The following is a 23,870-nucleotide window of genomic DNA, read 5'->3' as shown; positions in this document are numbered from 1 at the left end:
GAAGGTGGTCGCACGCGACTAGGCGTGCTGCCAATCTGAAACGGTCGAAACGTTTGGTTGCGAAGATCGGGCGGCCGGTTATCCTGCCGGCCACCCGACAACGCGAACCCCTCGTTCATGGCCTTGCACCGCGACATCTTCTGGGTCGGCAGACAATGGGCGGTGACGGGTGCCGGCATCCAGGCTCTCGATCAGCGGCTGCGTGGCGTGTTCGACATCGGGATCACGCGGCTCTGGGACGACGATCTGGTCCAGAGCCGGCGGGCCAAGCCCGGTGTGAATGCCGCGGATTTCGACCAGGCACTGTCGCTGGCACGCGAACGCTTTCCGCAGGCGTCGGTAGCGGACCCGTTCGTCGCACAGCTGGAGACGCTCGGCGTCATCGAGGCGCCGATCGTGAGCCCGGTCGTGCCGGCGATGAAATTGCACGCCGAGGGCCGGCTGGCGCGCTTCCTGCCGCAATGGCGCGTTCGCCGATAGCCGGCCAAGCCGGTACCGGCAGCCGGCCCCGATCGGCCGGTTTGCCTGATCGGCCCCGGCCGGATAAGACGGCTGAGACCCGCTTCAGGAATCGACCTTTCCCATGCGCATTCTCTGCACAAATGACGACGGCATCCACGCCCCCGGCCTCAAGGTCCTGGAGGAGATCGCGCGCGCATTGTCCGATGACGTCTGGGTGGTCGCGCCTGAACTCGACCAGTCCGGCGTGTCGCATTCGCTGTCGCTGAACGATCCGCTGCGGCTGCGCGAGGTCGGCCCGCGGCACTTTGCGGTGCGCGGCACGCCGACGGACTGCGTCATCATGGGCGCGCGCCACATCCTCGGCGCCAAGCTGCCCGATGTCGTGCTGTCCGGCGTCAACAAGGGCCGCAACGTCGCCGAGGACGTGGTCTATTCCGGCACCATCGCCGGCGCGCTGGAGGGAACCATCCTGGGACTACCGTCTTTCGCCCTGTCGCAGGAGTTCAGCGTCGAGACCCGCGACCGACCGCTGTGGGACACCGCGCGCAAATTCGGGCCCGACATCCTGCGCAAGGTGATCGCCGCCGGCATCCCGAAGGACACCGTCATCAACGTCAACTTCCCGGCTTGCGCGCCGGAGGATGTGCTGGGCATTCGCGTGACGCGGCAGGGCAAGCGCAATCTCGGCTTCCTCAAGATCGACGAGCGCAAGGACGGCCGTGGCAATCCCTATTTCTGGATCGGCTTCGAGCGCACCGCGATGATTGATACACCCGCCGATGGCACCGATCTCGCGGCGCTGCGCGAACGCTACGTCTCCGTCACGCCGCTCCGGCTCGACCGCACCAACGAGGCGTTTTCGGAGGCGCTGAGTGCGACGCTTGAAGTAAGTCCGACGCTGAAGTAATCCGACTTGGAACGGGGCCTAGCCGCCGCGAAGCGCGGCTTCGATGGTCTTGCCGAGGGCGTCGAGCTGAAATGGTTTCTGAAGCGCCGGCCGATCGCGGTACTGCTCGGGCAGGCCGGAGGAACCGTATCCGGTGGCGAAGATGAACGGGCAGCCCTTTGCCTTGATGACGTCGGCGACCGGCGAGATGACCTTGCCGTTGACGTTGACGTCGAGAATGGCGATGTCGAACTCGGTTGCCTGGGCGAGCCGCATGGCTTCGGTGATGTCGCCAGCCTCGGCTGCGATCTTGTAGCCAAGCTCTTCGAGCATGTCCGCGACCATCATCCTGATCATCACCTCGTCTTCGACGAGGAATACAGAGCGGCCGGTAAGCCCCGTCGCGGTCATGGTCGAGTCCTTGCCCATTGTCAAAAACGTTCGCAGATAACATGAATCGACGCAATGCGCGTTTTGACGAACGGATGCATGAAAATGGCCGTCGCGGCTTGCCCGTTGCAAGCCAATTTGTGGTCAACTACTCCCATCCGAAGCCTATCATGGGTTCCCTGAGCCGGAACAAGAATCTAGCGCCCCAGCTCGGCGTCCCGGACCGCAAAGACAGCACAAGCAGGCAATGACTTCCCATCAGCACCCGCCGGAAAAGATGATGTTTCAGCTCACGCTGAGGCGTCGGGGCATCAGCGACCAGGCGGTCCTGCGGGCCATGGAGGAGGTGCCGCGCGATCAATTCGTCGACGACGCCGATCGCGACGGCGCGTATCGCGACAGCGCGCTGCCGATCGCCTGCGGGCAGACCATCAGCCAGCCCTTCGTCGTCGCCTACATGACCGAGCAGCTCCAGCTTCAGAAGAGGCACCGCGTGCTCGAGATCGGTGCCGGCTCGGGCTACCAGGCGGCGGTGCTGTCGCGGCTCGCCGCCCAGGTGTTGACGGTCGAGCGCTACCGCAAGCTTGCGGATGCCGCACGGATCAGGCTTGAAAAGCTCAACTATCACAACGTCGAGGTGATGCTGGGCGATGGCCTCAATCTGCCTCCCAATATCGGCCCGTTCGACCGCATCATCGTCACGGCCGCGATGGAGCAGCTCCCGGAGAACCTGGTCGAGCGGCTGGAGGTGGGCGGCATCCTGATCGCGCCCGTCGGTCCGCATCAGGGGGTGCAGACGCTGATCCGCCTGAGCCGGACGGAAGCCGGGATCGAGCGCAAGGAACTCGTCGAAGTCCGCTTCGTGCCGGCGCTGCCCGGCGTGGCGCGGGAGCTGTAGAATTCCGGATTGGCTGTGCTGCCAACATCTTATTGGGAGGGTTAAGCCGTTATTTACTCGGCGCGTGTTTACTTAAAACACCAGTTCTGTTGCGTACGAGTGAGTAACCATGTCCGTTGCCGCCGAGTTGCTTTACTCGCGCCGGGTGCCGCAGGTCGCGGTGCTGGCGCTGATCTCCTTCAGCTTCGCAGGGTGCAGCGCCGACATGTCGTCGCGCATGTCCCAGTCGAACTTCTCCAATCCCTTCGCGCAGGAATCGACCGGTTCGGTGCAACAGGCACCGCCGCCGCAGCGTGAGTTGCCGCAATATTCGCGGCCGCAGACCCAGTCCGGTTATTATCAGTCGCAGCCTTTGCCGCCGGCGGTGTCCGCGCCGCAATCCTACCCCGTTGCGGCAGGCGGCGTGTCCGGAGGCGGTCGCGGTGTCGGCTCCTACGCACCCCCGGCGCAGCCGCATCTGGAGACCACGGCCACCGTGCCGCCGCGCTCGGTCGCAGCCGCCCAGCCGGTCGGTGGAACCAAAATCATCGTCGGCACCAGCGATACGCTCGACCTGCTTGCCAAACGCTATCGCGTCACGCCGCAGGCGATTCTCGCCGCCAACGGCTATAAGGGGCCGCGCGCGCTCTCGCCCGGCCAGCAACTGATCATTCCGCACCAGGCTACGGCCGCTGCGCCCGCGCCGCTCATGGCTCCCGTTGCCGCTGCCCCCGCGATGGCGCCTGCTGCGAAGCCGGTTGCAGCCGTTGCCGCGCCGTCAAGCACGCACTTCGTGAACCACGGCGACACGCTCGCCAGCATCGCCCGCAAGAACCATATCTCGGCGGCTGAACTGGCCCGCGCCAATGGGCTCGATCCCTCTGCGAAACTGAAGCTCGGCACCAGGCTGGCCGTGCCCGGCGCCAAGACCGCCGCCGTCGCAGCACCGCTTGCCGCGGCTCCGGTCGGAGCCGCTCCCGTTGCCGGAACGCTGCAACCCGTTGCGGCCGCGCCTGCGCCCGCCACCAAGATGGCGGCCGTCGCGCCGGTGCAAAGCGCGCGCCTGGCCCAGGCCACTGCCAATGTCGAAGAGAAGACCGCTGAAGCTCCGGCGAAAGCTGCGGAGACCACCAGCGCGCTGCCGACTTTCCGCTGGCCGGTGCGCGGCAAGGTGGTCACGAGCTACGGCGCCAAGACCAATGGCAAGTCCAACGACGGCATCAATCTCGCGGTGCCCGAGGGTACGCCGGTCAAGGCGGCTGAAGACGGTGTCGTTGCCTATTCCGGCAACGAGCTGAAAGGTTATGGCAATCTCGTCCTGGTTCGGCACTCCAACGGCTACGTCACCGCATATGCCCATGCGAGTGAGCTGATGGTGAAGCGCGGCGATACCATCAAGCGCGGCCAGGTCATTGCCAAGTCGGGTCAATCCGGGGAGGTGGCGTCGCCGCAGCTCCACTTCGAGATCCGCAAGGGATCGAGCCCGGTTGACCCGCTTCAATTCCTGAACGGGGCGTGAGGCCAGCGTTGCCTCGGCACGAAAGCTGTCGTCGCACGGCTTGACCGGGCGACCCAGTACGCCGCAGCGTCTCGATCGATCAAAACTGTCTCTGGAATACTGGATTCCCCGCTTGCGCGGGGAATGACAGGTGTGAGTGCGGCTCTTAGCTCCCGCTACGTCGCCGTCAGCTTGACGCCGAGCCGTCCCGCAAGCTCCTGCACGAACTGCCAGGCGACGCGGCCGGAGCGCGAGCCGCGCGTCGTCGACCATTCAAGGGCCTCGCGCTCCAGCGCGTCATCGTCGACCTTGACGCCGAAATGGCTGCAATAGCCCCGCACCATCGCGAGATATTCGTCCTGGCTGCAGCGGTGGAAGCCGAGCCAGAGACCGAAGCGATCCGATAGCGAGACCTTCTCCTCGACGGCTTCGCCGGGATTGATCGCGGTCGAGCGCTCGTTCTCGATCATCTCGCGCGCCAGCAGATGGCGGCGGTTGGAAGTGGCGTAGAGGATGACGTTCTCCGGCCGACCTTCGATGCCGCCTTCGAGCACCGCCTTGAGCGATTTGTAGGACGCATCATTGCCGTCGAAGGAGAGATCGTCGCAGAACACGATGAAGCGGAAGGATGAGGCGCGAAGCTGCTCCATGAGCGCGGGCAGGCTCTCGATGTCCTCGCGATGGATCTCGATCAGCTTCAGTCTGTCGGCCGGTTTGCGCTCCGTGTTGATGCTGGCATGCGCCGCCTTCACGAGCGACGACTTGCCCATGCCGCGCGCGCCCCAGAGCAATGCGTTGTTGGCGGGCAATCCGTTGGCGAAACGCTCCGTGTTCTCCATCAGGATGTCGCGCATCCGATCGACGCCCTTAAGCAGGAACAATTCGACGCGGCTGACCCGCGGCACCGCGGCAAGACGGCCGTCCGGGTGCCAGACGAAAGCGTCCGCCGGCTTGAACGACTCGCGTTCGACGGCGGGCTTGCCTTGCGCGGAGAGGTGCGCCGCAATCGTCTCCAGCGCGCGAACGATGCGCTCCTGGGAGACGCTTTGGTTGGCCTTGGAAGTCGCCTTGGAAATCGTCTTGAAAGTCGCTTTGGAAGCAGCTTTGAGGGCTGCCTTGGGACGTTTTGCCGCGACGCGGGCTGGCTTCGCGGCAGGGGTGCGGGGGCCTTTGCCGGCCGGGCTTTTGCTTGGTTTTTGGGGCATGTCCGAAGTTCCTGAGAATGCAGCCTTATCGGGCCTGAGCGCGCGCCGCAAGGTGGCTAAAAGGGCGGTCTGGCAGCGTTGCAATTGGGGCAATGGCCGCTATAGTCCGCGCGAATTTGACCGAACCGGTCGCCATTTGGGCCTGACCGGTTTTCCCCCGTTCTCACGAGGATCGTCCGAATGTTGATTACCCCTGCGTATGCCCAGGCTGCGGGCGCCGGCGACACCAGCGGCATGCTGATGTCGCTGCTGCCATTCGCCCTGATCTTCGTGATCATGTACTTCCTGATTCTGCGTCCGCAGCAGAAGAAGGTCCGTGACCACGCTGACCTCGTAAAGAACATCCGCCGCGGCGACACCGTCGTGACCTCGGGCGGTCTCGTCGGCAAGGTCACCAAGGTCGTCGACGACGACCAGATCGAGTTCGAGATCGCCGATGGCGTGCGCGTGCGGCAGATGCGCTCGATGGTCTCCGGCGTGCGCGCCAAGGGCGAGCCGGCCAAGGAATCCAAGGAAAGCGCCAAGGACGACGCCGCGGCGAAGTGAGCGCTTCCGCGAGTCTCTCAAGTCTTCCTGCAAGTCTCCTGATCTGACAGGTCCAGTCGATGTTGTATTTCACGCGGTGGAAGGCGCTCGGGATCATCCTGACGGCGCTGATCGTGTGCCTCTGCGCGGTCCCGAACTTCTTCCCCGAAGCGCAGGTCAAGACCTGGCCCGCCTGGGCGCAGCGGCGGCTGGTGTTGGGTCTCGACTTGCAGGGCGGCTCCTCTCTGCAGCTCGAGGTCGATTCCAACTATGTGAAGAAGGAAAAGCTCGACCAGATCCGCGACGACGTCCGTCGCGTGCTGCGCGAGGCCAAGATCGGCTTCACCGGTGGCGTCACCGTGCGCAACGACGCGGTCGAGGTTCGCATCACCAAGGACACCGACGCGCAGCCGGCGCTCGCCAAGTTGCGCGAGCTTGCGCAGCCGATTGGCGGCCTGATGGGGTCCAGCGGTCAGCGCGACCTTGAGGTCGCCGATGCTGGTGGCGGATTGATCCGCCTCAGTATTCCAGAGGCCGCGATGCTCGACCGCATGCGCAAGACCATCGAGCAGTCGATCCAGATCGTTGAGAAGCGCGTCAACGAGCTCGGCACCGTCGAGCCCATCATCCAGCGTCAGGGTAATGACCGCATCCTGGTGCAGGTGCCGGGCTTGCAGGATCCCACCCATTTGAAGGAACTGTTGGGCAAGACCGCGAAAATGGAATTTCGCATGGTCGATCCCTCGGTGCCGCCGGACCAGGCGCAGCAGGGCCGGATTCCACCGGATTCCGAACTGCTGCCGGCGGCCACGCCGCCGCCGCCCAACTATGTGGTCAAGAAGCAGGTGCTGGTTGCTGGCGGCGACCTGACCAACGCCCAGGCGACCTTTGACCAGCGTACCAACGAGCCGGTCGTTAGCTTCACGTTCAATACCTCTGGAGCGCGCAAGTTTGCGCAGGCCACGCAGGAGAATGTCGGGGTGCCCTTCGCGATCATCCTCGATGGCAAGGTGATCTCGGCGCCGGTCATTCGCGAGCCGATCACCGGCGGCCAGGGCCAGATCTCCGGCAGTTTCACCGTGCAGTCGGCCAACGACCTCGCGATCCTACTGCGCGCCGGCGCCCTGCCTGCGCCGCTCACGGTGGTCGAGGAACGCACCGTCGGTCCGGGTCTCGGCCAGGACTCGATCGAGAAGGGCGAGCTTGCGGCTTACGTCGGCTCGATCCTGGTCGTCATCTTCATGCTCTTGACCTACCGGCTGTTCGGGGTGTTCGCCAACATCGCGGTGGCCATCAACGTCGCAATGATCTTCGGCCTGTTGTCGCTGCTCAGTGCCACGCTGACGCTTCCCGGCATCGCCGGCATCGTGCTCACCGTCGGCATCGCGGTGGACTCAAACGTGCTGATATATGAGCGCATCCGCGAGGAGTTGCGCGGCGGGAGAAGCCCGATCTCGGCGATCGATGCAGGCTTCAAGCGGGCGCTTGCGACCATTCTCGATTCCAATATCACGACCTTCATTGCCGCTGCCGTGCTGTTCATGATCGGCACCGGACCGGTGCGCGGCTTCGCAGTGACGTTGGGCATCGGAATCATCACCACGGTCTTCACCGCCTTCACCATGACCCGCCTGATCGTCGCATGGTGGGTGCAGTGGACGCGGCCGAAAACTGTGCCGATTTGATCATTCGAGGCCGGCTGTGACCACTACTCAACTCGTTCTCATTTCTCTCGGCGTCCTGATTGCCGTGCTGACCGTGGTCAGCGTGCTTGGCCTCCTGCCGTCGCTGCGCATCGTGCCAGACGAGACGCATTTCGACTTCACGCGCTTCCGCCGTATCAGCTTCCCGATCTCGGCGGCGCTGTCGATCGTCGCCATCACGCTGTTCTTTACCCATGGCCTGAACTTCGGCATCGACTTCAAGGGCGGCACCTTGATGGAGGTGAGGGCCAAGTCGGGCTCCGCCGATCTTGCGCAGATGCGCACGACCCTTGGCAGCCTGGGACTCGGCGAAGTCCAGCTGCAGCAATTCGGTGGCCCCGCTGACGTGCTGCTTCGCGTTGCTGAGCAGCCGGGCGGCGACAAGGCGCAGCAGGCAGCCGTGGACAAGGTCCGCACTGCGCTCGGCGAGTCCGTGGAGTATCGCCGCGTCGAGGTGGTGGGGCCGCGTGTCTCCGGCGAACTGCTGAGTTGGGGCATGCTCGGCCTGATGCTCGCGATCGTCTCGATCCTGGTCTACCTCTGGTTCCGCTTCGAGTGGCAGTTCGCGCTCGGCGCCATGATCGCTAACGTGCACGACATCGTGCTGACGATCGGGTTCATGTCGATCAGTCAGGTCGATTTCGACCTGACCAGCATCGCGGCGCTTCTGACGATTTTGGGCTATTCGCTCAACGACACCGTTGTCATCTACGACCGTATCCGTGAGATGCTGCGGCGCTACAAGAAGATGCCGATGCCGCAGCTCCTCAACGAATCGATCAACTCGACGCTGTCGCGCTCGATCATCACCCACTTCACCGTGACGTTGGCGCTGCTGGCTCTGCTGCTGTTCGGCGGCCATGCCATCCACAGCTTCACCGCGGTCATGATGTTCGGCGTGGTGCTGGTCGGCACTTATACCTCGATCTTCATTGCAGCCCCGATCCTGATCTATCTCGGCGTCGGCGAGCATCGCGAAGATGCGGTCGATAAGGCTACGCCGGCGAAGAAAAGCAAGGCATGATCCGAACCGCATGCCCTCGCAGGAGTTTGCGAGGGCAGTAAGCTCATTCGGACGAAGCTCATGGCCGGCGATCCCAACGCACCGCATTTCCCCCGCTCGGCGCCGATCGAAGCCTATGGCAAGGGCGGCTTTGCCTTTGCCGGCATGTCGCATCGGGGATCGCTGCTTTGCCTGCCCGACGCGATCTGGGCCTGGGACATAACGGACCCCGCGAAGATCGACCGCTATTCGCTGGATCGAGTCTTCAAGTCCGCCAACAGCATCGACACGCTCCTGATCGGCACCGGAACCGGGGTCTGGCTGCCGCCGGCGGAACTGCGCCAGGCGCTTAAAGCGGCGAGGGTGGTTCTGGACACGATGCAGACCGGTCCCGCCGTGCGTACCTACAACATCATGATCGGCGAACGGCGGCGCGTGGCGGCCGCGCTGATCGCCGTGCCATGAGCGGCTCCGCGCCGCCGCCGGATTCTGCCGCGTTCTGTGCTGACCTCGTGCGCAGCCACGACTTTGCTCGCTATGCCGCGACCCTGTTCGCGCCCGCTGCCGAGCGCCGCGCGCTGCTGGCGCTCTATGCTTTCAATGTCGAGATCGTCCGCGTCCGTGACCAGGTAAGCCAGCCCTTGCCTGGTGAAATCCGCCTGCAATGGTGGACCGACATGCTGTCGGGCCAAGTCCATGGCAGCGCCGAGGGCAATCCGGTGGCGGCGGAGCTGCTCCGCGCAATCCGTGATTTCGACCTGCCGGTCGAACCGCTGTCGCTGCTCGTCGACGAGCATCAATTCGATCTCTACAACGACCCAATGCCGACCATGACGGCTCTCGAAGGCTATCTGGCCGCGACCTGTTCGGCGTTGTTTACTCTTGCGGCGCGGATCATGGCGTCACCCTTGGACCCAGCCGAGCATCTCGCGCGGCATGCGGGGTTGGCTCAAGGCATCGCGCAAGTCATCACGAACTTGCCGCGTGATGCGGCGCACCGGCAATTGTTCCTGCCGCAGCAAGTTCTGGCAAGCCACGATTGCAACATGGAGGACGTGTTCGCCGGCAAGGAGACGCCGAATTTGCGCGCCGTCCTGGACCAGCTCGTGGGCGAGGCCGGGCAGCATTTGACCACGGCCTTGTCGCTGTTGCCCGAGGTGCCGGTGTCGGCTCGGCCAGCGTTTCTGCCGCTGAGCCAGGTAAGGGCCGACCTTGAGCGCCTGTCGCAACCCGGGCGCAATCCATTTGCGCCGCAACCGTCATCGCGGCTGCGTACGCTGTGGACGCTTTGGCGGGCTTCACGTTCGCGGGAATTTACCAAATAGCGGTTGGCTTATCGCCGGAGCCGGGCAAATGCTCTATGCTGTCCTATGGCTGAGTTGTCCCAAACCATATCTTCCGATCTGGGCGGCCTTCCGGTCGCACCGGCCGACATCCATGCCGCCGCCGAGACGATCCGCGGCGCCGTCGTCGAGACGCCCTGTAGCTACAGTCGCACGCTGAGCAATATCTGCGGCTGCGATATCTGGCTGAAATTCGAGAACCTCCAGTTCACCTCCTCGTTCAAGGAGCGCGGCGCGCTCAACCGCCTCACGGCGCTGACGCCGGAGGAGCGCGTGCGGGGCGTCGTCGCGATGTCGGCGGGCAACCACGCGCAGGGCGTCGCCTATCACGCCAAGCGGCTCGGCATTCCCGCCACCATTGTCATGCCGGTCGGCACGCCCATGGTGAAGGTCGAGAACACCAGGCATCACGGTGCCGAGGTGGTGGTGACGGGCGCCACGCTAGAGGAGGCGGCCGCGTATGCGCGCAGCCACGGCGAAGCGCGCGGCATGATCTTCGTCCATCCCTATGACGATCCGCTTGTCATCGCGGGGCAGGGAACGGTCGGGCTGGAAATACTCAAGACAGTGCCGGAGCTCGATACACTGGTCGTCCCGATCGGCGGCGGTGGTCTGATCAGCGGGATCGCCATTGCCGCGAAATCGATCAAGCCGTCGCTGCGGATCCTCGGCGTCGAGGCCTGGCTCTACCCCTCGATGTACAACGCCATCCACGACGGCAATCTGCCGGCACGTGGCGACACACTCGCCGAAGGTATCGCGGTGAAAACGCCCGGCAAGATCACAACCGAAATCGTCCGCCGCCTCGTCGACGACATTGCGCTGGTCAACGAAGCCGAACTCGAGCGCGCGGTGGCGACCCTGATCTCGATCGAGAAGACGGTCGTGGAAGGCGCCGGTGCCGCTGGCCTCGCCGCGCTGATGTCCGACCCGTCCCGTTTCGCCGGCCAGAAGGTCGGGCTGGTGCTGAGCGGCGGCAATATCGACACACGGCTGATCGCATCGGTCCTGACCCGCGAGTTGGCGCGCGAGGGGCGGCTCACCCAATTGTCGCTCGACATCCCCGACAGGCCCGGCCAACTGGCTGCTGTCGCGGCACTGCTGGCGGAGGCCGGCGCCAATATCATCGAGGTCTCGCACCAGCGCACCTTCTCGGATCTTCCGGCCAAGGCGACGTTGCTGCAATTGGTGATCGAGACCCGCGACAGCGCCCATCTCGACGAGGTCATGGCGAAGCTTGGCGCATCCGGATTGAGTGCGCGCTGTACCTGAGCTGTGCGCGCCCGCCGCTATCGCGGCGTCAAACCCGCCAAATGGGCGATCAGCCGATCGATCTCGGCTTCCGTATTGTAGTAGTGCGGGGAGGCGCGCACCACCGGCGGCAGCGAGCGAATTTCGGCATCGATGCGCGTGCTCGACGGATCTGAGGCGCCGATCGTGATGCTGGCTGCGGCCGCGCCGCTGACGACCGCCTCCGCCTCGTAGCCGTCCACCGTGAAGCTGACGATGGCTCCCGGAGTGCGTCCGAGGTCGCGAATTCTGATGCCGCGAATGGACGCAAGGCTGCCCCTCAGGCGGTCCGCCAGCATGCGGCACCGCTGCTCGATCGGGCCGATCCCGATGTCCAGGGCATAATCGACAGCCGCGCCGAGCCCAAGCCGGGCTGCGTAGTTGTTCTCCCAGGTCTCGAAACGGCGCGCATCGTCACGCAGCCGATAAGCGTCCCGGGAGACCCAGGGTGCGGCGTAGTGGTCGATCATCGGCGGTTCGAGCCGCTGCAGCATCGCCCGGCGGACGTACAGGAAGCCAGTGCCGCGCGGGCCGCGGAGGAATTTACGGCCCGTCGCCGACAGCATGTCACAGCCGATGGCCTCGACGTCGACCACCATCTGTCCGACCGCCTGGCAGGCGTCGAGCAGATAGGGGATGCCGTGCGCCCGCGCGATCTTGCCGACGGCTGCTGCGGGATTGACCAGTCCGCCATTGGTCGGAACCCAGGTGATCGCAATCAGCTTCACGCGCTCGTCGATCATGCGTTCGAGCGCGTCGACGTCGAGTTCGCCGCTGGCATCACTCGGCACGATGTCGATCGCGGCGCCTGTTCGCTTGGCGACCTGAAGAAAAGCGACATAGTTGGCCGCGTACTCCGCCTCGGCGGTCAGGATCCGGTCGCCCTTGCTAAATGGAAGCGCGTAGAAAGCCATCTGCCAGGCAACCGTCGCGTTCTCCATGAGGGCGATCTCATCCGGCGCGGCATTCAGCAGGCGGGCCACAGAGCCGTAGACTGAATCAAGCCGGCGCGACTCCCGATCGGCTGCCGCATAGCCTCCGATCTCGCACTCCAGATCGATATGCTGCTTCATGGCTTCGACGACAGCAACGGGCATGAGAGCAGCTCCCGCGTTGTGCAGGTACGCCAGCCGGGAGGTGGCTGGCGTGTCGGCACGTATTCGCTCGATGTTGATCAACTAAATCTCCGGCTCGGACTATCGTCGCGTCAGTGCGGCATTTCCTCGAACTGCGGCAGGTTGAGCGGCATGTTCCACGACATGCGACGCTTGGTGAACATCTCGAGCTTCGGTGCCACGAGGTCGGGCCGGTCGAGGCTGCCCAACTGGACGAAGACCGTCTTGGGGAAGCTATCGAGATTAGTGGTAAAGACCCGCGAACCGCATTCCGGGCAGAAATTGCGATCCAGGCCTTTGCCGGAATTGGCGATGTAGTGAAACGCCTTCGGCTTGCCGCAGAGAAGCGTGAAATCGTCCTCGGGTACCGCGAAGAAGGTCGCCATCTCGCCGCCCGAAGCGCGCTTGCAGTCGTTGCAATGACAATTGGCGATGAAGGACGGATCGGTGCTGAATTCGAACTTGATGGCGCCACAGGCGCATTGAGCGGTGTACTTCTTGGCCATTGATCGCCTCAGGTTGGTTGAGGATAGCGGCGCGATCATAATGGCCGGTCGGAGAAGCGCGTGCAACAATGCTTCCGGCGCGGCGTCACGCCTCAGATGCAGAGGCCGAGCAGCTTGATGTGGCAGCCGCCGGATTTCGGCTTGCTTGCAGGAACGGCTTCGCGTTTCACGGCAACGAGGGGCTCTCCGTCTTTCTTGCCTTTGCCTTTGCCCTTCGGCTCGTAGTCGCCGGCGATCACCATTGCCCAATAGGTGCGCTTGCCGCTGGCGTTTTTCGCGCTCGCGATCCCGACGCGGGAAGCGTTGTGCAGCAGCAGGTTCTTGCGGTGTCCGGACGAGTCGATCCACTGCCCCAGAGTCTTCTCGAAATTGTCGTAGCCGTAGGCAATATTCTCGGCGGCGCGGCCTGCGCCGGCAGGTGCGACCCGGCGGTTGAACGGACCGAGGGCGTCGTGACTGAGGTCGTCCTTTGTCGCCATCGCGTGCGCCTGGTCCATGGCGATGCGGTCGAGGGTCGAATCGCGGACGACGCGGACCTCGCCATGCTTGAGGCGGAAGCTGGAGATCAGTTCGGCGGGAGACTCGGCCATTACGGGCGCGGTGGCGAGCAGCAGAAGGCCGGCGATCAGGCCGCCTACCACACGATGCATCATCGTCCCCCGAGTGCCCATGACCCCGCCAAGTCCCCCACCAAGCTCGAATTATCGGATCGCTTCTCTATCGCCAATGTGGACGCTTCAAGGCGTGATCCACGCTAGCCCGCCGGCAGGTCGGCCTCGAAATTGAAGCGGTCGCGCAAGTTCTTGCGCTGCTCCAGGATGTCCTTGAGGAAAGCACGGTCCTGGTCGTTCTTCATCATCGGCTCGATCAGGTCGAGCTGGTTCATGGCGACCAGTTGCAGGATCTCCGTGCGCGGCTTGCCGTCGGCGTTGCGTGGCAGTGCGTGCACGACCTGGATGTGTTCCGGGGGCTTCGGCCCCTTGGCGGCGCTGAGTTCGTTCCGCAATTGGCCTTCGAGCGCGGCCTGATCGGCTTCGACGAAGGCATAGAGGCCGACACCGGAGCGGCGGTCGGCAAACGCGACGATGGCGGTGTCGCGCACGGCGGGGTTCTTGCGGATCAATTCCGCCAGCACCGGCGCGTCGTTGACGAGCCTTCGGCCGCCGCCTTCACGGTCGGTGAAGTTGAACAGGCCGCGCGTGATTGCCCGATAGACCTTCTTGCCGGTGGCGAGCCACAGGCTGGCGGCGAACGACTTCTTCGCCAGGATCTTGCGCTCGCGCGGCGTCAGCGCCTCGGGCGCGTAGGATCGCTTGTGCTTGAGCAGATGCCGGAGATCTTCATACGCCAGGATCCGGTAAAGCCGGCCGCGACGGTCGAAGCAGGCCGCGAGCTGGAAGTCGGTCACATAGGCGCGACCGTCGCGGCCGACCAGCCAGTTCTGTTCCTTGGCAAGATCGTTGTGGCAGATTCCGGCGCGGCGCAGCCGTCGCAGCGCGGCCTTCGCCGAGCGAAAATAAGCGAGGTCGCCATGCGGTTTCGCCAGATGCAGTGCGACACCATCGACGAAGCTGCGCACCAGCGCGCGGCGTCCGGCCCACAGCAGCTCCGGGCCGACATCGAGTCCCTTGGCGAGTGCCAGCGCATGCGTCTCGCGGGCGAACAGATGGCGCGCCAAAAGGAATGACCACCACGGCACCTCGTCGAGGCGGCGCAGCACCGCGTCGACCTCGCCGTCATCGTCGCGGAATCGGCCGCGCTCGACGGTCGAGAACACGTCGCGCTTGAGCAGCACGCCCTCGGTCCAGCGCGCCGAGAGTGTTGCGGCGTCGTCTTTGGGAAGGTTCATCGAAAACTCACGCCGCGGCGGCAATGCGCAGGTGATCGGCGATCCAGCGATCGAGATCGGCGAGCGCCAGCGCGCTCATCGCCTGCTTTTTGGCCACCGTCTTCTCGTTGCCGCGCAGTCGGCTTCCGTCCGGCTTCTTCGTCGGTACACTGGCGAGCGGTGGGAATAGGCCGAAATTGATGTTCATCGGCTGGAACGAGCGCGTGCCGGGCTCGATGGTCTCGATATGGCCGCCGGTGATGTGGCCGAGCAGGGATCCGAGCGCCGTCGTAGCAGGCGGACCCGCAAGCGTCTCGCCGCGCACCTCCGCTGCCGCATAGAGGCCGGCAATCAGTCCGACGCTGGCGGATTCCACATAGCCCTCGCAGCCCGTCATCTGGCCGGCAAAGCGCAGCCGCGGCTGCGCGCGCAGGCGCAACTGGCCGTCGAGCAGCTTTGGCGAGTTGAGAAAGGTGTTGCGATGCAGGCCGCCGAGGCGGGCAAATTCGGCCTTCTCCAGCCCCGGGATGGTGCGGAAGATGCGTTGCTGCTCGCCGTATTTCAGCTTCGTCTGGAAGCCGACGATGTTGTAGAGCGTGCCGAGCTTGTTGTCCTGGCGCAGCTGCACGATCGCGTAGGCCTTGGTGCTGGGATCGTGCGGATTGGTGAGGCCGACCGGCTTCATCGGCCCGTGGCGGAGGGTCTCGGGGCCGCGTTCCGCCATGACCTCGATCGGCAGGCAGCCGTCGAAATAGGGCGTGTTGGTCTCCCATTCCTTGAACTCAGTCTTCTCGCCGGCGACCAGCGCTGCGACGAAGCCGTCATACTGCTCCTTGGTCATCGGGCAGTTGATGTAGTCGGCGCCGGTGCCGCCGGGACCGACCTTGTCGTAGCGCGACTGGAACCAGGCCACCGACATGTCGATGGATTCGCGGTGCACGATCGGCGCGATCGCGTCGAAGAAGGCGAGGGCGTTCTCGTCGGTCAACTCGCGGATCGCATCCGCCAGCGGCGCCGAAGTGAGGGGGCCGGTCGCAACGATGACGTTGCTCCAATCGGCCGGCGGCAGGCCTGCGACCTCGCCGCGGGCGATCTCGATCAGGGGATGATCGTTCAGCGCCTTGGTGACGGCCGCTGAGAAGCCGTCGCGGTCCACCGCCAGCGCGCCGCCGGCGGGCACCTGGTTGGCGTCGGCTGCGCGCATGATCAGCGAATCGAGGCGGCGCATCTCGGCATGCAGCAGGCCGACGGCGTTGTTGGCGGCATCGTCCGAGCGGAACGAATTGGAGCAGACGAGCTCGGCAAGCCCGTCGGTGCGATGTGCCTCGGTCATGCGGGTCGGCCGCATCTCGTGCAGCACCACGGGCACGCCGGATTTGGCCACCTGCCAGGCGGCTTCGGAGCCGGCAAGGCCTGCGCCGATGACGTGCACGGTATTTGATTGGGGTCCTGTCATGGGGCGGACAGGTAGCGCTTTTCGGCGGTCAGTGGAATCGCCGAGATCGAGTTTTCTGCCTCCGGATGCGACAACGCCCGCACGAGGCGGGCGCTATCGGTTCGTCCGGTTGAGGCTGAACGATATCAGCCCTGATACTGACCGGCGGCAACGCGCGGGATGTCCGAGCGATCGAGGCCGATATCGGCCAGTTCGCGATCGCTAAGCTGGGACAGCTCGGCAACATTGCGCTGATAGTCCCGGAAAGCCTGGATCATGCGGATGAGCGAGAGCAGCATTGGTAGTCTCCTGTAGTTCGATTCAGCTCTTGCCCGAGCCTCATCGTTGAAATGAATATAGGTGAGAGTGGTGCAGTGCGAAAGTTCCGATGTTGCGATGCAGCTAAGCGCTGGGTGCATGGCATCGGTAACGGTCGATTAACCCAGGAGCACTCCCGCCCAAAGGGTAGGCGGAACGGGAAAAAGGGTGCTGAAAATGCCCGTGAATTCACGGATTTACTGCGGATGAGGCGGTTCCACTCAGGGCCAGATAAGTTGCTTTGTGGTCGTCCGCAAGTTGATCGAATAGCTTCTATACCCAAGTCTCGCGTGCGCGAATCGCATGATGATCGGGCATTAAGAGTGAACTAAGATTCATTAACAAGCGAGAGGGTACACTTTTGCCAGCCCTGGGCCAGCGGTGCGACTAAACCCTGGCGGATCGACATAACGCGGCGCTGGTGCAGTGCACACACGCCGAACCGTGGGGCTTCTAAGGGGCGCGCGCGAGCTGGGTGGCGAAATAAGCGACAGTCTTCGAGTAGACCTCGCTCTTGTTCCACTGCTGTAGCACCGCGAAATTCGGACTGCCCGGCTGCCAATCCTTACCCTTTTGCCAGCCATAACCGGCGAGATAGTTCGCGGTGGAGGCGAGCACGTCGGGGGCGTTGTGCAGGAGATCGCGCTTGCCATTGCCGTCGAAATCGACAGCGTATTTCATCCATGACGACGGCATGAACTGGGTCTGTCCGAGCTCGCCGGCCCAGGCGCCTTTCATGTCGGCCGGTGCGAGGTCACCGCGCTGGACGATGCGGAGCGCATCCAACAGCTCGGCGCGAAACTGCTCGGCGCGGCGGCAGTCATAAGCCAGCGTCGCCAGCGAGCGGATGGTTGCGAACTTGCCGGTATTGACGCCGAAATCGGTCTCGAGACCCCAGATCGCAACCAGCACCTCGCCAGGCACGCCGTAGGTCTGCTCGATACGCGACAACACCGAGCCGTATTGCTTCATCATGTTGGAGCCGCGCGTCAGGCGCGGCGGCACCATGCGGCCGGAAAACTCCTCGAAGGTCTGGCTGAAGACCTTCTGCGAGCGGTCGCGGTTGAGCACGCTCTGATCGAGCGTTACACCGGCGAGCCCGGCGGAAATGGCCTGTTGCGAGACGCCTTTGGCCGCGGCGTCCGTTTTGAAGTCTGCAAGCCACGCGTCGAAATTGCCCGAACCGCAGGCAACAGCGGCGAGCGCTGGCTGGGCGGATAGGATGGACGCGGTGAGGGCTAAGGCTGCGAGGGCGAGACGAGAAATCGTCGGGGTCATTCGAGCAAATAAATTCCGTGAAGTGATCTGAACGGCGGGTGCAATCTCGATGGAAACCGCGGCCAAAGCAAGGCGCATGACAGTGCGCGATCCTGCCCGCGCCGGAGCAGGATCGCATGTCACGATATCGTCAGCCGTCGGTCCGATTGCGCCAGGGGAATAGGTTGGCGGGGAAGTCGGCGGCCGGCTTGCGTGGACGATGCGGCGGAGGCGGCACCGGACGCGCGCCCGGATCGGCTGCGATTACCTTGCGATAGAGATGCCAGGTGGCATGGCCGAGCACGGGGACCACCACGGCAAGGCCGAGGAAGGCGGGAATCGTGCCCAGCGCCAGCAGGACGGCCACGATCAGGCCCCAAGCCGCCATCGGCACCGGGTTCTTCGCGACAACGCGCAGCGACGTCACCATTGCCTCGAACGCGCCGGCATGGCGGTCGAGCATCAGCGGGAACGACACGGCGCTGATGCAGAGCGCGGCAAGGGCGAACAGGAAGCCGGTGCCGCAGCCGACCACGATCAGCCACCAGCCTTGCCGGCTCGTGAGCACGCGCGTCAGAAAATCCGAGATCCCGGATGCGCCTTCATAGCCGAAAGCGGCAACGTAGATCGCCTGCGCGGTCGCAACCCAGGTCACGAACAGGGCCAGCAGCAGCGCGCCGAGACCGAGCATCGCGCCGAAGGAGGGCGAACGCAGCACCTCCATGGCATCCCAGGCGCTGGCCTCCTCATGGCGCTCGCGCCGGCTGGAGAGCTCGTAGAGACCGAGAGCAGCGAACGGGCCGATCAGCGCGAAGCCAGCGGCCAGCGGAAATAACAACGGCAGCACTGAATAGCCCATCACCACGCGGGCAAGCACGAGGCCCAGCACAGGATAGATCACGCAGAGGATGATGGCGTGGCTCGGCACCGCCTTGAAATCGTCCCAGCCGCGCTTGAGCGCATCGTGCAGATCGGAGAGTTGGATGGTTCGGATCACCGGTCCAGCCGCTTCTGCGGTCTGGGCCAAGGTGGGGACATTGCCCTGGTAGAGTGTGGCCATGGTCGCTAGCTCCCTTGCCATGCAGCCGCATCTGGCGCCAGCAAACGGCGCAAGCGGCCGCTATTCTAAGTTTCACGATCCCCAACCAGACGCGAATTCCGGATGGCATCGCTAACTGAACGTCAAGCCTACGCCCATTTGCGAGTCCTGTCCCTCACGCTTGGGTGAGATTCGATGCCGCAGCGCAACCCCGATGATGTCGTTCGGTCGTCATTTCGCCGCAGATAAGCTGATGCTGCGTGCTGGTCCGCGGAACTTTGCGGGCGCAACGACGCAACTTGGTCTATAAGTGCCACTCAAGGCCCTCCAGCGGGTCCTTTTCGGGGAGCAGACATGAGCATTTTCGGGAAAATTATGGGCGCGATCTTCGGTAGCCAGCCAGCTTCCGCCGCGCCCGCAGGCAGCGCACCGTCGGGCAGCGCGCCCGCAGGGCCCGCGCCGGGCGGATCGGCGCCCGCGGCGACGGTGGACGTTGCCTCGATCGTCGACGCGGCGGCCGCCGCGCACAAGGGCGAGAAGCTGGAATGGCGTACCTCGATCGTCGACCTCATGAAGGCGCTCGACATCGATTCCAGCCTCGCCGCGCGCAAGGACCTCGCCAAGGAGCTTGGCTACAGCGGCGACACCAACGATTCCGCGACCATGAACGTCTGGCTGCACAAGCAGGTGATGTCCAAGCTCGCCGCCAATGGCGGCAAGCTGCCGCCGGAGATCAAGCACTGACCGGTCCCCCGGTCGTAACCCAAGGGCCCGCGATCGCGCGGGCCCTTTTGCATTCAGGCGACGAGATCCGCATCTTCCGGATGCCTGTCGAGATAGTCGACGACGAATCCGCAACCGGCGATCACCTTCTTGCCGTCGCGGCGGATCAATTCCAGCGCGCCCTTGACCAGCTCGGAGCCGATGCCGCGGCCGCGCAGCGCGCGCGGCGTCTCGGTGTGGGTGATGATCACCGCCGACGGCGTCAGCCGGTAATTGGCGAAGGCGATTTCGCTGCCGACATCGAGCTCGAAGCGGCTTTTGTCCTTGTTGTCCCGTACCGATGGCGCCATGCAAAATCCTTCCGACCTGCTGCTTGCCTCTGATCTAGGCGCCTGAACCGGCCCTTGCCAAGGTGCGACCAAGAGGGATTGCCGCAGGGGAGATATCCGGAAAATGCGTGTCCCGCTCAGCCTCCTGGCGCTGCTCGCCGCGCTGATCTCGCCGGCTCCGGCGTCCGCGGCAGGCGGTCCGGCCTGGGAGGCCTGCGTCGGATTGGCCAGCACGCCGGACGAGCGGATCAAGGCTTGCTCGACTGTGGTCGATACCAAGAGCGAAACCGGACCTCGGCTCGCCGGCGCTTATTGCAATCGCGGTCATGGTCTGACGGAGAAGCGCGAGCTCGACGCGGCGCTGTCCGATCTCGACGATGCGGTCAGGCTCGACCCCGGCTATGCCTGCGCCTACAACAATCGGGGCCGTGTCTACAGTTTCAAGCGCGACTATGATCGCGCCATCGCCGATTACGACTTGGCCATCAAGCTCGATCCGTCGCTGGCGCTGGCCTACAGCAATCGCGGCGAGTCGCGTTTCAACAAGGGCGATCTCGACGGTGCGTTCGCGGACTTTGACGCCGCGATCAAGCGCGATCCCAAATACGCCATGGCCTACGCCAATCGTGCGTTGGTGTCTTACCGCAGGCGCGACATGGCGCACGCCATCGCCGACTATACCACGCGGATCAAGCTTGCGCCCGATCTGCTCGCCTATATCGATCGCGGCAACGTCTATCGCGATAGCGAGCAGCTCGATCGCGCCGCCGCCGATTATGGCGAGGCGATCCGCGTTGCGCCGACCGACGCGCGCGGTTGGCGCAATCGCGGCATGATCCGGCTCTATCAGGGCGACAGCAAGGGCGGCCTTTCCGACTACGACAAGGCGCTGCAATACGATCCCTCCGACGTGTTCTCGTGGAGCAACCGCGGACAGGCTAAGCTGCGGCTCGGCGACAAACAGGGCGCGATTGCCGATTTCAGGAAGGCGCTGGAATTGAAGCCGGGCCTGCCGACCGCACAGGAGTCATTGCGGAAGCTCGGGGCGTTGTAGCTCCCGGTCGCTTCTCGCGACGACGGGGCCGGACTTCCACCAGGTCCTGATCGTCCGGATGTTTCAATCGGTCGCCTTGGCGAGCCTGGAATCCTCGGACTGCGCCTGCGGGCGCAGGCATCCCTGGCAGATGACGAGGGAACGGTTGACCCTGGCGTCCTGTTCCGCCTCGATGCCGTCCTGCGCCTGCCACCATTCCTTCGAGTAGGGCTTAAGCCCTGCTTGCGAGCTGTTGCGCTCGGATCGGGCCGTGCGTGCTGGTCCTGAGGGAGCGCGCGGGTGATTGGGATTTTCGCCAGCGCCGTCCCAGGCATAGCGCGCAGGCGTGAAGGCGGGACCGGAGGCGAGGTGCGCTTGTGGGCCCACGGCACATCCGGCAAGCGCCAACGACAACAGGAGGAGGGCGGGCGCTTTGACCATGATGCGGCACTCTGTACGCGAGAACTGAGCGAGGTTGCGCCGATCATGTTTAAAATTTCCTGAACGATTGGATAGGCTGCGCTGCGCCCGGCAGCCTTGCAGGGGTCCTGGCGATGGCGATAAATGGGCCGCAATGAGCGGGCGGCTTGCGTGCCGTCCGCCGCCGAAGAGGAAGCCCGATGCAGCCCCTGCGCATGTCCCGCCGCGTCATGAATCTCGCTCACATGCTGACCCAGAATGCGCGGCGGCATAGGGCGCGTCCCGGTTTCGTCTGGGGTGACAGATCCTGGACCTGGCGGGAGATCGACGCGCAGGTCTCGGCGCTGGCGGCGGCGCTCGCGGCGCGGGGCATCGCCAAGGGCGACCGCATCCTCGTCCATTCCAAGAACGGCGACGAGATGTTCTTCTCGATGTTCGCGGCGTTCCGGCTCGGCGCGGTCTGGGTACCCACCAATTTCCGACTGATGCCGGACGAGGTGACTTATCTTGCGCAGGCCTCCGGCGCGAAGGCGTTTCTGTGCCACGTCGATTTTCCTGAACACGCCGCGGCCGTGAGCGGTGGCGCGCTGGAATTCACCTGGAGCATCGACGGTCGGGCGCCATTTGCCGAGACGTCGGTTGCGGATGCCGTTGCGTCGCGCGCCGGCACGGTGGTCGAGAACGTTGCGGTCGAGCACGACGATCCCTGCTGGTTCTTCTTCACGTCGGGGACCACCGGCCGCTCCAAGGCTGCGGTGCTCACCCACGGGCAGATGGGTTTTGTCGTCACCAACCATCTCGCCGATCTCACGCCCGGCGTCACCGAAGCGGATGCTTCGCTGGTGGTGGCGCCGCTGTCGCATGGCGCCGGCGTGCATCAGCTGGTTCAGACCGCGCGTGGCGTTTGCACCGTGCTGCTCCCGACGGAGAAATTCGATATCGACGAGGCGTTCCGCCTGATCGAGACGCATCGGGTCAGCAATCTCTTCGTGGTGCCGACCATTCTGAAGATGATGGTCGAGCATCCCGCCGCCGACAAATACGACCATTCCTCGCTGCGCCAGGTGATCTATGCGGGTGCGCCTATGTATCGCGAGGACCAGAAGGCTGCGCTGAGGAAGCTCGGCAAGGTCATCGTGCAGTATTTCGGTCTCGGCGAGGTGACCGGCAACATCACCGTGCTGCCGGCGGCGCTGCATGATCCCGAGGACGGGCCGCACGCGAAGATCGGCACCTGTGGCTTCGAGCGTACCGGCATGCAGGTCTCGATCCAGGACGACGAGGGCCGCGAACTCGGCGCCAACCAGAGCGGGGAGATCTGCGTGATCGGCCCCGCCGTGCTTGCCGGCTACTACGACAATCCCGAAGCCAATGCGAAGGCGTTCCGCAATGGCTGGTTCCGCACTGGCGATCTCGGCCACATGGACGAGGAGGGGTTCGTCTACATCACCGGACGAGCCTCCGACATGTACATCTCCGGCGGCTCCAACATCTATCCACGGGAGATCGAGGAGAAAATCCTGACCCATCCTTGCGTCGGCGAGGTCGCGGTGCTCGGTGTGCCCGATGCGACCTGGGGCGAGGTCGGCGTTGCCGTCTGCGTCGCCCGCGAAGGCGCAAAGCCGGTGAGCGAAGCGGAGATGGCGGCATTCCTCAGCCCCAAGGTGCCGCGCTACAAGATGCCGAAGCGGTTCTTCTTCTGGGAGGCCTTGCCGAAATCCGGCTACGGCAAGATTCCCAAACGGATGGTTCGCGACGAGCTCGAGGCGCGCGGGCTGCTCGATCTCGACAAGACGCGGGCGGGCTGAGCGAAAGTCATGCGCAGCATCAAGCAGCCCGGCGCGCCGGTCGCCGAACGCATCCAATGGGTGGAGGCGAGGGGACGCGCTTTCTCCTTCACGCTTCGAGCAGGTCTGCCGCTGTTGGAGGCGGCGCGCCGCGGTTTTGCCGCGGAGGGATTCGCCGGCGGCGTGCTCAGCTTCGGGCGCGGCGCGCTCGGGCCGTTCGCCTATGTCATGCCGGCGCTGTCGAAGACCAGCGAGAACGCCGCGTTCTATAGCGACACTTTCCGGCCGGGCGGCGTGACGCGCACCAGGCTCGGCAGCATGACGCTGGGCACGCGCGATGGCGCGCCGTTCTTTCATTGCCATGGGCTGTGGACGGAGCCCGATGGCCGCGACAGTGGCGGCCACATGCTGCCGGACGAGACTGACGTCGCCGAGCCGTTCGAGGTCGAGGCCTTCGGCATCGATGGTGCGATGTTTGCCGCCGAACCCGATCCCGAGACCAACTTCAAGCTGTTCGGGCCGGTGCCGGCTGCGAGCACCGGCGCACGCACGACCAGCCGCGCTTTCGCGCTGCGGCTGCGCCCCAATCAGGATTTCGCCATCTGTCTCGAAGACTTCTGCCGCGCGCAAGGCATCGCGCGCGCCAGGATCCACGGCGGCGTCGGCTCGACCATCGGCGCCCGCTTCAGCCATGGCGGCGTGACCGAGCCCTTCGCGACCGAGCTTGCGGTCACCGGCGGCACGATTGCGGCCGGCGCCTCCGGAGCGCTCGAAGCCGCACTCGACGTCGCCCTGATCGACTACACCGGCGGCATGGCGGAGGGCCGTCTGGTCCGTGGCGACAATCCCGTGCTCATGACCATGGAGCTGGTGCTCGAGGTGTTGGACTAGTCCCGGC

Annotated in this window: 26 protein-coding genes; 14 read left to right on the top strand and 12 right to left on the bottom strand. The window is 64.6% G+C overall.

Features of this window, described 5'->3' with window-relative positions:
• The first annotated feature begins 117 nt into the window (after positions 1-117).
• Complete coding sequence (locus tag FXB41_RS38695) at positions 118-480, top strand: hypothetical protein (protein WP_007590660.1); 363 nt, start codon at positions 118-120, stop codon at positions 478-480.
• 103 nt (positions 481-583) lie between these two features.
• The gene (gene surE / locus FXB41_RS38690; RefSeq protein ID WP_219685501.1) at positions 584-1,369 is read left to right on the top strand and encodes a 5'/3'-nucleotidase SurE; all 786 of its coding nucleotides are present in this window, start codon (positions 584-586) and stop codon (positions 1,367-1,369) included.
• A gap of 18 nt (positions 1,370-1,387) precedes the next feature.
• On the opposite strand, the gene FXB41_RS38685 is transcribed toward surE, so the two are convergent.
• Positions 1,388-1,759: a response regulator gene (locus FXB41_RS38685; protein ID WP_007590670.1), complete on the bottom strand. Its 372-nt coding sequence runs from the start codon at positions 1,757-1,759 to the stop codon at positions 1,388-1,390.
• A 226-nt stretch (positions 1,760-1,985) separates the two neighbouring features.
• Between FXB41_RS38685 and FXB41_RS38680 the strand changes: the two genes are divergently transcribed.
• Both FXB41_RS38680 and FXB41_RS38675 read left to right on the top strand, forming a co-directional pair.
• Entirely contained in the window at positions 1,986-2,636 is a 651-nt protein-coding gene (locus FXB41_RS38680) for a protein-L-isoaspartate(D-aspartate) O-methyltransferase (protein ID WP_219685500.1), read from the top strand.
• A gap of 109 nt (positions 2,637-2,745) precedes the next feature.
• Complete coding sequence (locus FXB41_RS38675; RefSeq protein WP_007590672.1) at positions 2,746-4,134, top strand: LysM peptidoglycan-binding domain-containing M23 family metallopeptidase; 1,389 nt, start codon at positions 2,746-2,748, stop codon at positions 4,132-4,134.
• Positions 4,135-4,289: 155 nt separating this feature from the next.
• Here FXB41_RS38675 and FXB41_RS38670 read toward each other — a convergent pair whose 3' ends face one another.
• The gene (locus FXB41_RS38670) at positions 4,290-5,318 is read right to left on the bottom strand and encodes an ATP-binding protein (RefSeq protein WP_007590673.1); all 1,029 of its coding nucleotides are present in this window, start codon (positions 5,316-5,318) and stop codon (positions 4,290-4,292) included.
• Positions 5,319-5,498: 180 nt separating this feature from the next.
• Between FXB41_RS38670 and yajC the strand changes: the two genes are divergently transcribed.
• The 6 genes from yajC to FXB41_RS38640 are packed head-to-tail and all read left to right on the top strand — an operon-like array spanning position 5,499 to position 11,164.
• Complete coding sequence (gene yajC / locus FXB41_RS38665) at positions 5,499-5,864, top strand: preprotein translocase subunit YajC (RefSeq protein ID WP_007590674.1); 366 nt, start codon at positions 5,499-5,501, stop codon at positions 5,862-5,864.
• Between the two features lie 59 nt (positions 5,865-5,923).
• Complete coding sequence (gene secD, locus FXB41_RS38660; RefSeq protein WP_007590675.1) at positions 5,924-7,528, top strand: protein translocase subunit SecD; 1,605 nt, start codon at positions 5,924-5,926, stop codon at positions 7,526-7,528.
• Between the two features lie 16 nt (positions 7,529-7,544).
• A complete protein-coding gene (gene secF / locus FXB41_RS38655; protein WP_007590676.1) occupies positions 7,545-8,570 on the top strand; it encodes a protein translocase subunit SecF in 1,026 nt (341 codons plus the stop codon).
• 60 nt (positions 8,571-8,630) lie between these two features.
• Entirely contained in the window at positions 8,631-9,014 is a 384-nt protein-coding gene (locus FXB41_RS38650) for an Mth938-like domain-containing protein (RefSeq protein ID WP_007590678.1), read from the top strand.
• Complete coding sequence (locus FXB41_RS38645; protein WP_007590680.1) at positions 9,011-9,874, top strand: phytoene/squalene synthase family protein; 864 nt, start codon at positions 9,011-9,013, stop codon at positions 9,872-9,874. Before FXB41_RS38650 ends, FXB41_RS38645 begins: the two co-directional genes overlap by 4 nt.
• Positions 9,875-9,919: 45 nt before the next feature.
• Positions 9,920-11,164: a threonine ammonia-lyase gene (locus FXB41_RS38640; RefSeq protein ID WP_007590682.1), complete on the top strand. Its 1,245-nt coding sequence runs from the start codon at positions 9,920-9,922 to the stop codon at positions 11,162-11,164.
• 17 nt (positions 11,165-11,181) lie between these two features.
• On the opposite strand, the gene FXB41_RS38635 is transcribed toward FXB41_RS38640, so the two are convergent.
• The 8 genes from FXB41_RS38635 to FXB41_RS38600 all read right to left on the bottom strand — a co-directional run bounded on the left by FXB41_RS38635 (position 11,182) and on the right by FXB41_RS38600 (position 18,701).
• A complete protein-coding gene (locus FXB41_RS38635; RefSeq protein ID WP_035992621.1) occupies positions 11,182-12,360 on the bottom strand; it encodes an aminotransferase class V-fold PLP-dependent enzyme in 1,179 nt (392 codons plus the stop codon).
• A 29-nt stretch (positions 12,361-12,389) separates the two neighbouring features.
• Complete coding sequence (locus FXB41_RS38630; protein ID WP_007590685.1) at positions 12,390-12,803, bottom strand: GFA family protein; 414 nt, start codon at positions 12,801-12,803, stop codon at positions 12,390-12,392.
• A 92-nt stretch (positions 12,804-12,895) separates the two neighbouring features.
• Positions 12,896-13,453, bottom strand: coding sequence for a CAP domain-containing protein (locus FXB41_RS38625; RefSeq protein ID WP_007590687.1), 558 nt, complete (start codon positions 13,451-13,453; stop codon positions 12,896-12,898).
• 104 nt (positions 13,454-13,557) lie between these two features.
• Positions 13,558-14,652 carry a serine/threonine protein kinase gene (locus FXB41_RS38620; RefSeq protein ID WP_219685499.1) on the bottom strand — a complete coding sequence of 365 codons (1,095 nt, stop codon included), beginning with the start codon at positions 14,650-14,652 and terminating at the stop codon, positions 13,558-13,560.
• 7 nt (positions 14,653-14,659) lie between these two features.
• Positions 14,660-16,087, bottom strand: a complete 1,428-nt coding sequence (gene trmFO / locus FXB41_RS38615) for a methylenetetrahydrofolate--tRNA-(uracil(54)-C(5))-methyltransferase (FADH(2)-oxidizing) TrmFO (protein ID WP_007590691.1) — start codon at positions 16,085-16,087, stop codon at positions 14,660-14,662.
• Between the two features lie 125 nt (positions 16,088-16,212).
• Positions 16,213-16,365, bottom strand: a complete 153-nt coding sequence (locus tag FXB41_RS38610) for a DUF1127 domain-containing protein (RefSeq protein ID WP_007590701.1) — start codon at positions 16,363-16,365, stop codon at positions 16,213-16,215.
• Positions 16,366-16,837: 472 nt separating this feature from the next.
• Entirely contained in the window at positions 16,838-17,662 is an 825-nt protein-coding gene (locus tag FXB41_RS38605; RefSeq protein ID WP_035992624.1) for a lytic murein transglycosylase, read from the bottom strand.
• A gap of 130 nt (positions 17,663-17,792) precedes the next feature.
• A complete protein-coding gene (locus tag FXB41_RS38600; RefSeq protein ID WP_219685498.1) occupies positions 17,793-18,701 on the bottom strand; it encodes a DUF2189 domain-containing protein in 909 nt (302 codons plus the stop codon).
• 333 nt (positions 18,702-19,034) lie between these two features.
• Between FXB41_RS38600 and FXB41_RS38595 the strand changes: the two genes are divergently transcribed.
• A complete protein-coding gene (locus FXB41_RS38595; RefSeq protein ID WP_219685497.1) occupies positions 19,035-19,424 on the top strand; it encodes a DUF3597 domain-containing protein in 390 nt (129 codons plus the stop codon).
• 53 nt (positions 19,425-19,477) lie between these two features.
• Here the strand turns inward: FXB41_RS38595 and FXB41_RS38590 are convergent, their stop codons facing one another.
• Complete coding sequence (locus FXB41_RS38590) at positions 19,478-19,753, bottom strand: GNAT family N-acetyltransferase (protein ID WP_219685496.1); 276 nt, start codon at positions 19,751-19,753, stop codon at positions 19,478-19,480.
• A gap of 103 nt (positions 19,754-19,856) precedes the next feature.
• On the opposite strand from FXB41_RS38590, the gene FXB41_RS38585 reads away from it, so the two are divergent.
• Positions 19,857-20,786: a tetratricopeptide repeat protein gene (locus FXB41_RS38585; RefSeq protein ID WP_219685495.1), complete on the top strand. Its 930-nt coding sequence runs from the start codon at positions 19,857-19,859 to the stop codon at positions 20,784-20,786.
• 63 nt (positions 20,787-20,849) lie between these two features.
• Here FXB41_RS38585 and FXB41_RS38580 read toward each other — a convergent pair whose 3' ends face one another.
• Entirely contained in the window at positions 20,850-21,206 is a 357-nt protein-coding gene (locus FXB41_RS38580) for a hypothetical protein (RefSeq protein WP_007590711.1), read from the bottom strand.
• A 179-nt stretch (positions 21,207-21,385) separates the two neighbouring features.
• Here FXB41_RS38580 and FXB41_RS38575 point away from each other — a divergent pair, with 179 nt between their 5' ends.
• Together FXB41_RS38575 and FXB41_RS38570 are read left to right on the top strand one after the other, a co-directional pair.
• Positions 21,386-22,993 (top strand): acyl-CoA synthetase, encoded by a 1,608-nt coding sequence (locus FXB41_RS38575; RefSeq protein ID WP_219685494.1) that lies wholly within the window; start codon positions 21,386-21,388, stop codon positions 22,991-22,993.
• Between the two features lie 9 nt (positions 22,994-23,002).
• A complete protein-coding gene (locus FXB41_RS38570) occupies positions 23,003-23,863 on the top strand; it encodes a PCC domain-containing protein (protein ID WP_007590713.1) in 861 nt (286 codons plus the stop codon).
• The last annotated feature ends 7 nt before the right edge of the window (positions 23,864-23,870 follow it).

Source organism: Bradyrhizobium canariense (genome assembly GCF_019402665.1).
Taxonomy (GTDB): domain Bacteria; phylum Pseudomonadota; class Alphaproteobacteria; order Rhizobiales; family Xanthobacteraceae; genus Bradyrhizobium; species Bradyrhizobium canariense.
This window is presented reverse-complemented; position numbering and strand designations above follow the sequence as displayed.

Bases quoted from the DNA above. Each gene is read 5' to 3' on its own strand.
- FXB41_RS38645 (WP_007590680.1), top strand. From the start codon at position 9,011: ATGAGCGGCTCCGCGCCGCCGCCGGATTCTGCCGCGTTCTGTGCTGAC.
- FXB41_RS38695 (WP_007590660.1), top strand. From the start codon at position 118: ATGGCCTTGCACCGCGACATCTTCTGGGTCGGCAGACAATGGGCGGTG.
- FXB41_RS38630 (WP_007590685.1), bottom strand. From the start codon at position 12,803: ATGGCCAAGAAGTACACCGCTCAATGCGCCTGTGGCGCCATCAAGTTC.
- trmFO (WP_007590691.1), bottom strand. From the start codon at position 16,087: ATGACAGGACCCCAATCAAATACCGTGCACGTCATCGGCGCAGGCCTT.
- FXB41_RS38620 (WP_219685499.1), bottom strand. From the start codon at position 14,652: ATGAACCTTCCCAAAGACGACGCCGCAACACTCTCGGCGCGCTGGACC.
- FXB41_RS38680 (WP_219685500.1), top strand. From the start codon at position 1,986: ATGACTTCCCATCAGCACCCGCCGGAAAAGATGATGTTTCAGCTCACG.
- FXB41_RS38580 (WP_007590711.1), bottom strand. From the start codon at position 21,206: ATGGTCAAAGCGCCCGCCCTCCTCCTGTTGTCGTTGGCGCTTGCCGGA.
- FXB41_RS38650 (WP_007590678.1), top strand. From the start codon at position 8,631: ATGGCCGGCGATCCCAACGCACCGCATTTCCCCCGCTCGGCGCCGATC.
- FXB41_RS38595 (WP_219685497.1), top strand. From the start codon at position 19,035: ATGAGCATTTTCGGGAAAATTATGGGCGCGATCTTCGGTAGCCAGCCA.
- FXB41_RS38685 (WP_007590670.1), bottom strand. From the start codon at position 1,759: ATGACCGCGACGGGGCTTACCGGCCGCTCTGTATTCCTCGTCGAAGAC.
- FXB41_RS38670 (WP_007590673.1), bottom strand. From the start codon at position 5,318: ATGCCCCAAAAACCAAGCAAAAGCCCGGCCGGCAAAGGCCCCCGCACC.
- secD (WP_007590675.1), top strand. From the start codon at position 5,924: ATGTTGTATTTCACGCGGTGGAAGGCGCTCGGGATCATCCTGACGGCG.
- FXB41_RS38590 (WP_219685496.1), bottom strand. From the start codon at position 19,753: ATGGCGCCATCGGTACGGGACAACAAGGACAAAAGCCGCTTCGAGCTC.
- FXB41_RS38640 (WP_007590682.1), top strand. From the start codon at position 9,920: ATGGCTGAGTTGTCCCAAACCATATCTTCCGATCTGGGCGGCCTTCCG.
- FXB41_RS38675 (WP_007590672.1), top strand. From the start codon at position 2,746: ATGTCCGTTGCCGCCGAGTTGCTTTACTCGCGCCGGGTGCCGCAGGTC.
- surE (WP_219685501.1), top strand. From the start codon at position 584: ATGCGCATTCTCTGCACAAATGACGACGGCATCCACGCCCCCGGCCTC.
- yajC (WP_007590674.1), top strand. From the start codon at position 5,499: ATGTTGATTACCCCTGCGTATGCCCAGGCTGCGGGCGCCGGCGACACC.
- FXB41_RS38575 (WP_219685494.1), top strand. From the start codon at position 21,386: ATGCAGCCCCTGCGCATGTCCCGCCGCGTCATGAATCTCGCTCACATG.
- FXB41_RS38625 (WP_007590687.1), bottom strand. From the start codon at position 13,453: ATGCATCGTGTGGTAGGCGGCCTGATCGCCGGCCTTCTGCTGCTCGCC.
- FXB41_RS38605 (WP_035992624.1), bottom strand. From the start codon at position 17,662: ATGACCCCGACGATTTCTCGTCTCGCCCTCGCAGCCTTAGCCCTCACC.
- FXB41_RS38600 (WP_219685498.1), bottom strand. From the start codon at position 18,701: ATGGCCACACTCTACCAGGGCAATGTCCCCACCTTGGCCCAGACCGCA.
- FXB41_RS38570 (WP_007590713.1), top strand. From the start codon at position 23,003: ATGCGCAGCATCAAGCAGCCCGGCGCGCCGGTCGCCGAACGCATCCAA.
- FXB41_RS38585 (WP_219685495.1), top strand. From the start codon at position 19,857: ATGCGTGTCCCGCTCAGCCTCCTGGCGCTGCTCGCCGCGCTGATCTCG.
- FXB41_RS38610 (WP_007590701.1), bottom strand. From the start codon at position 16,365: ATGCTGCTCTCGCTCATCCGCATGATCCAGGCTTTCCGGGACTATCAG.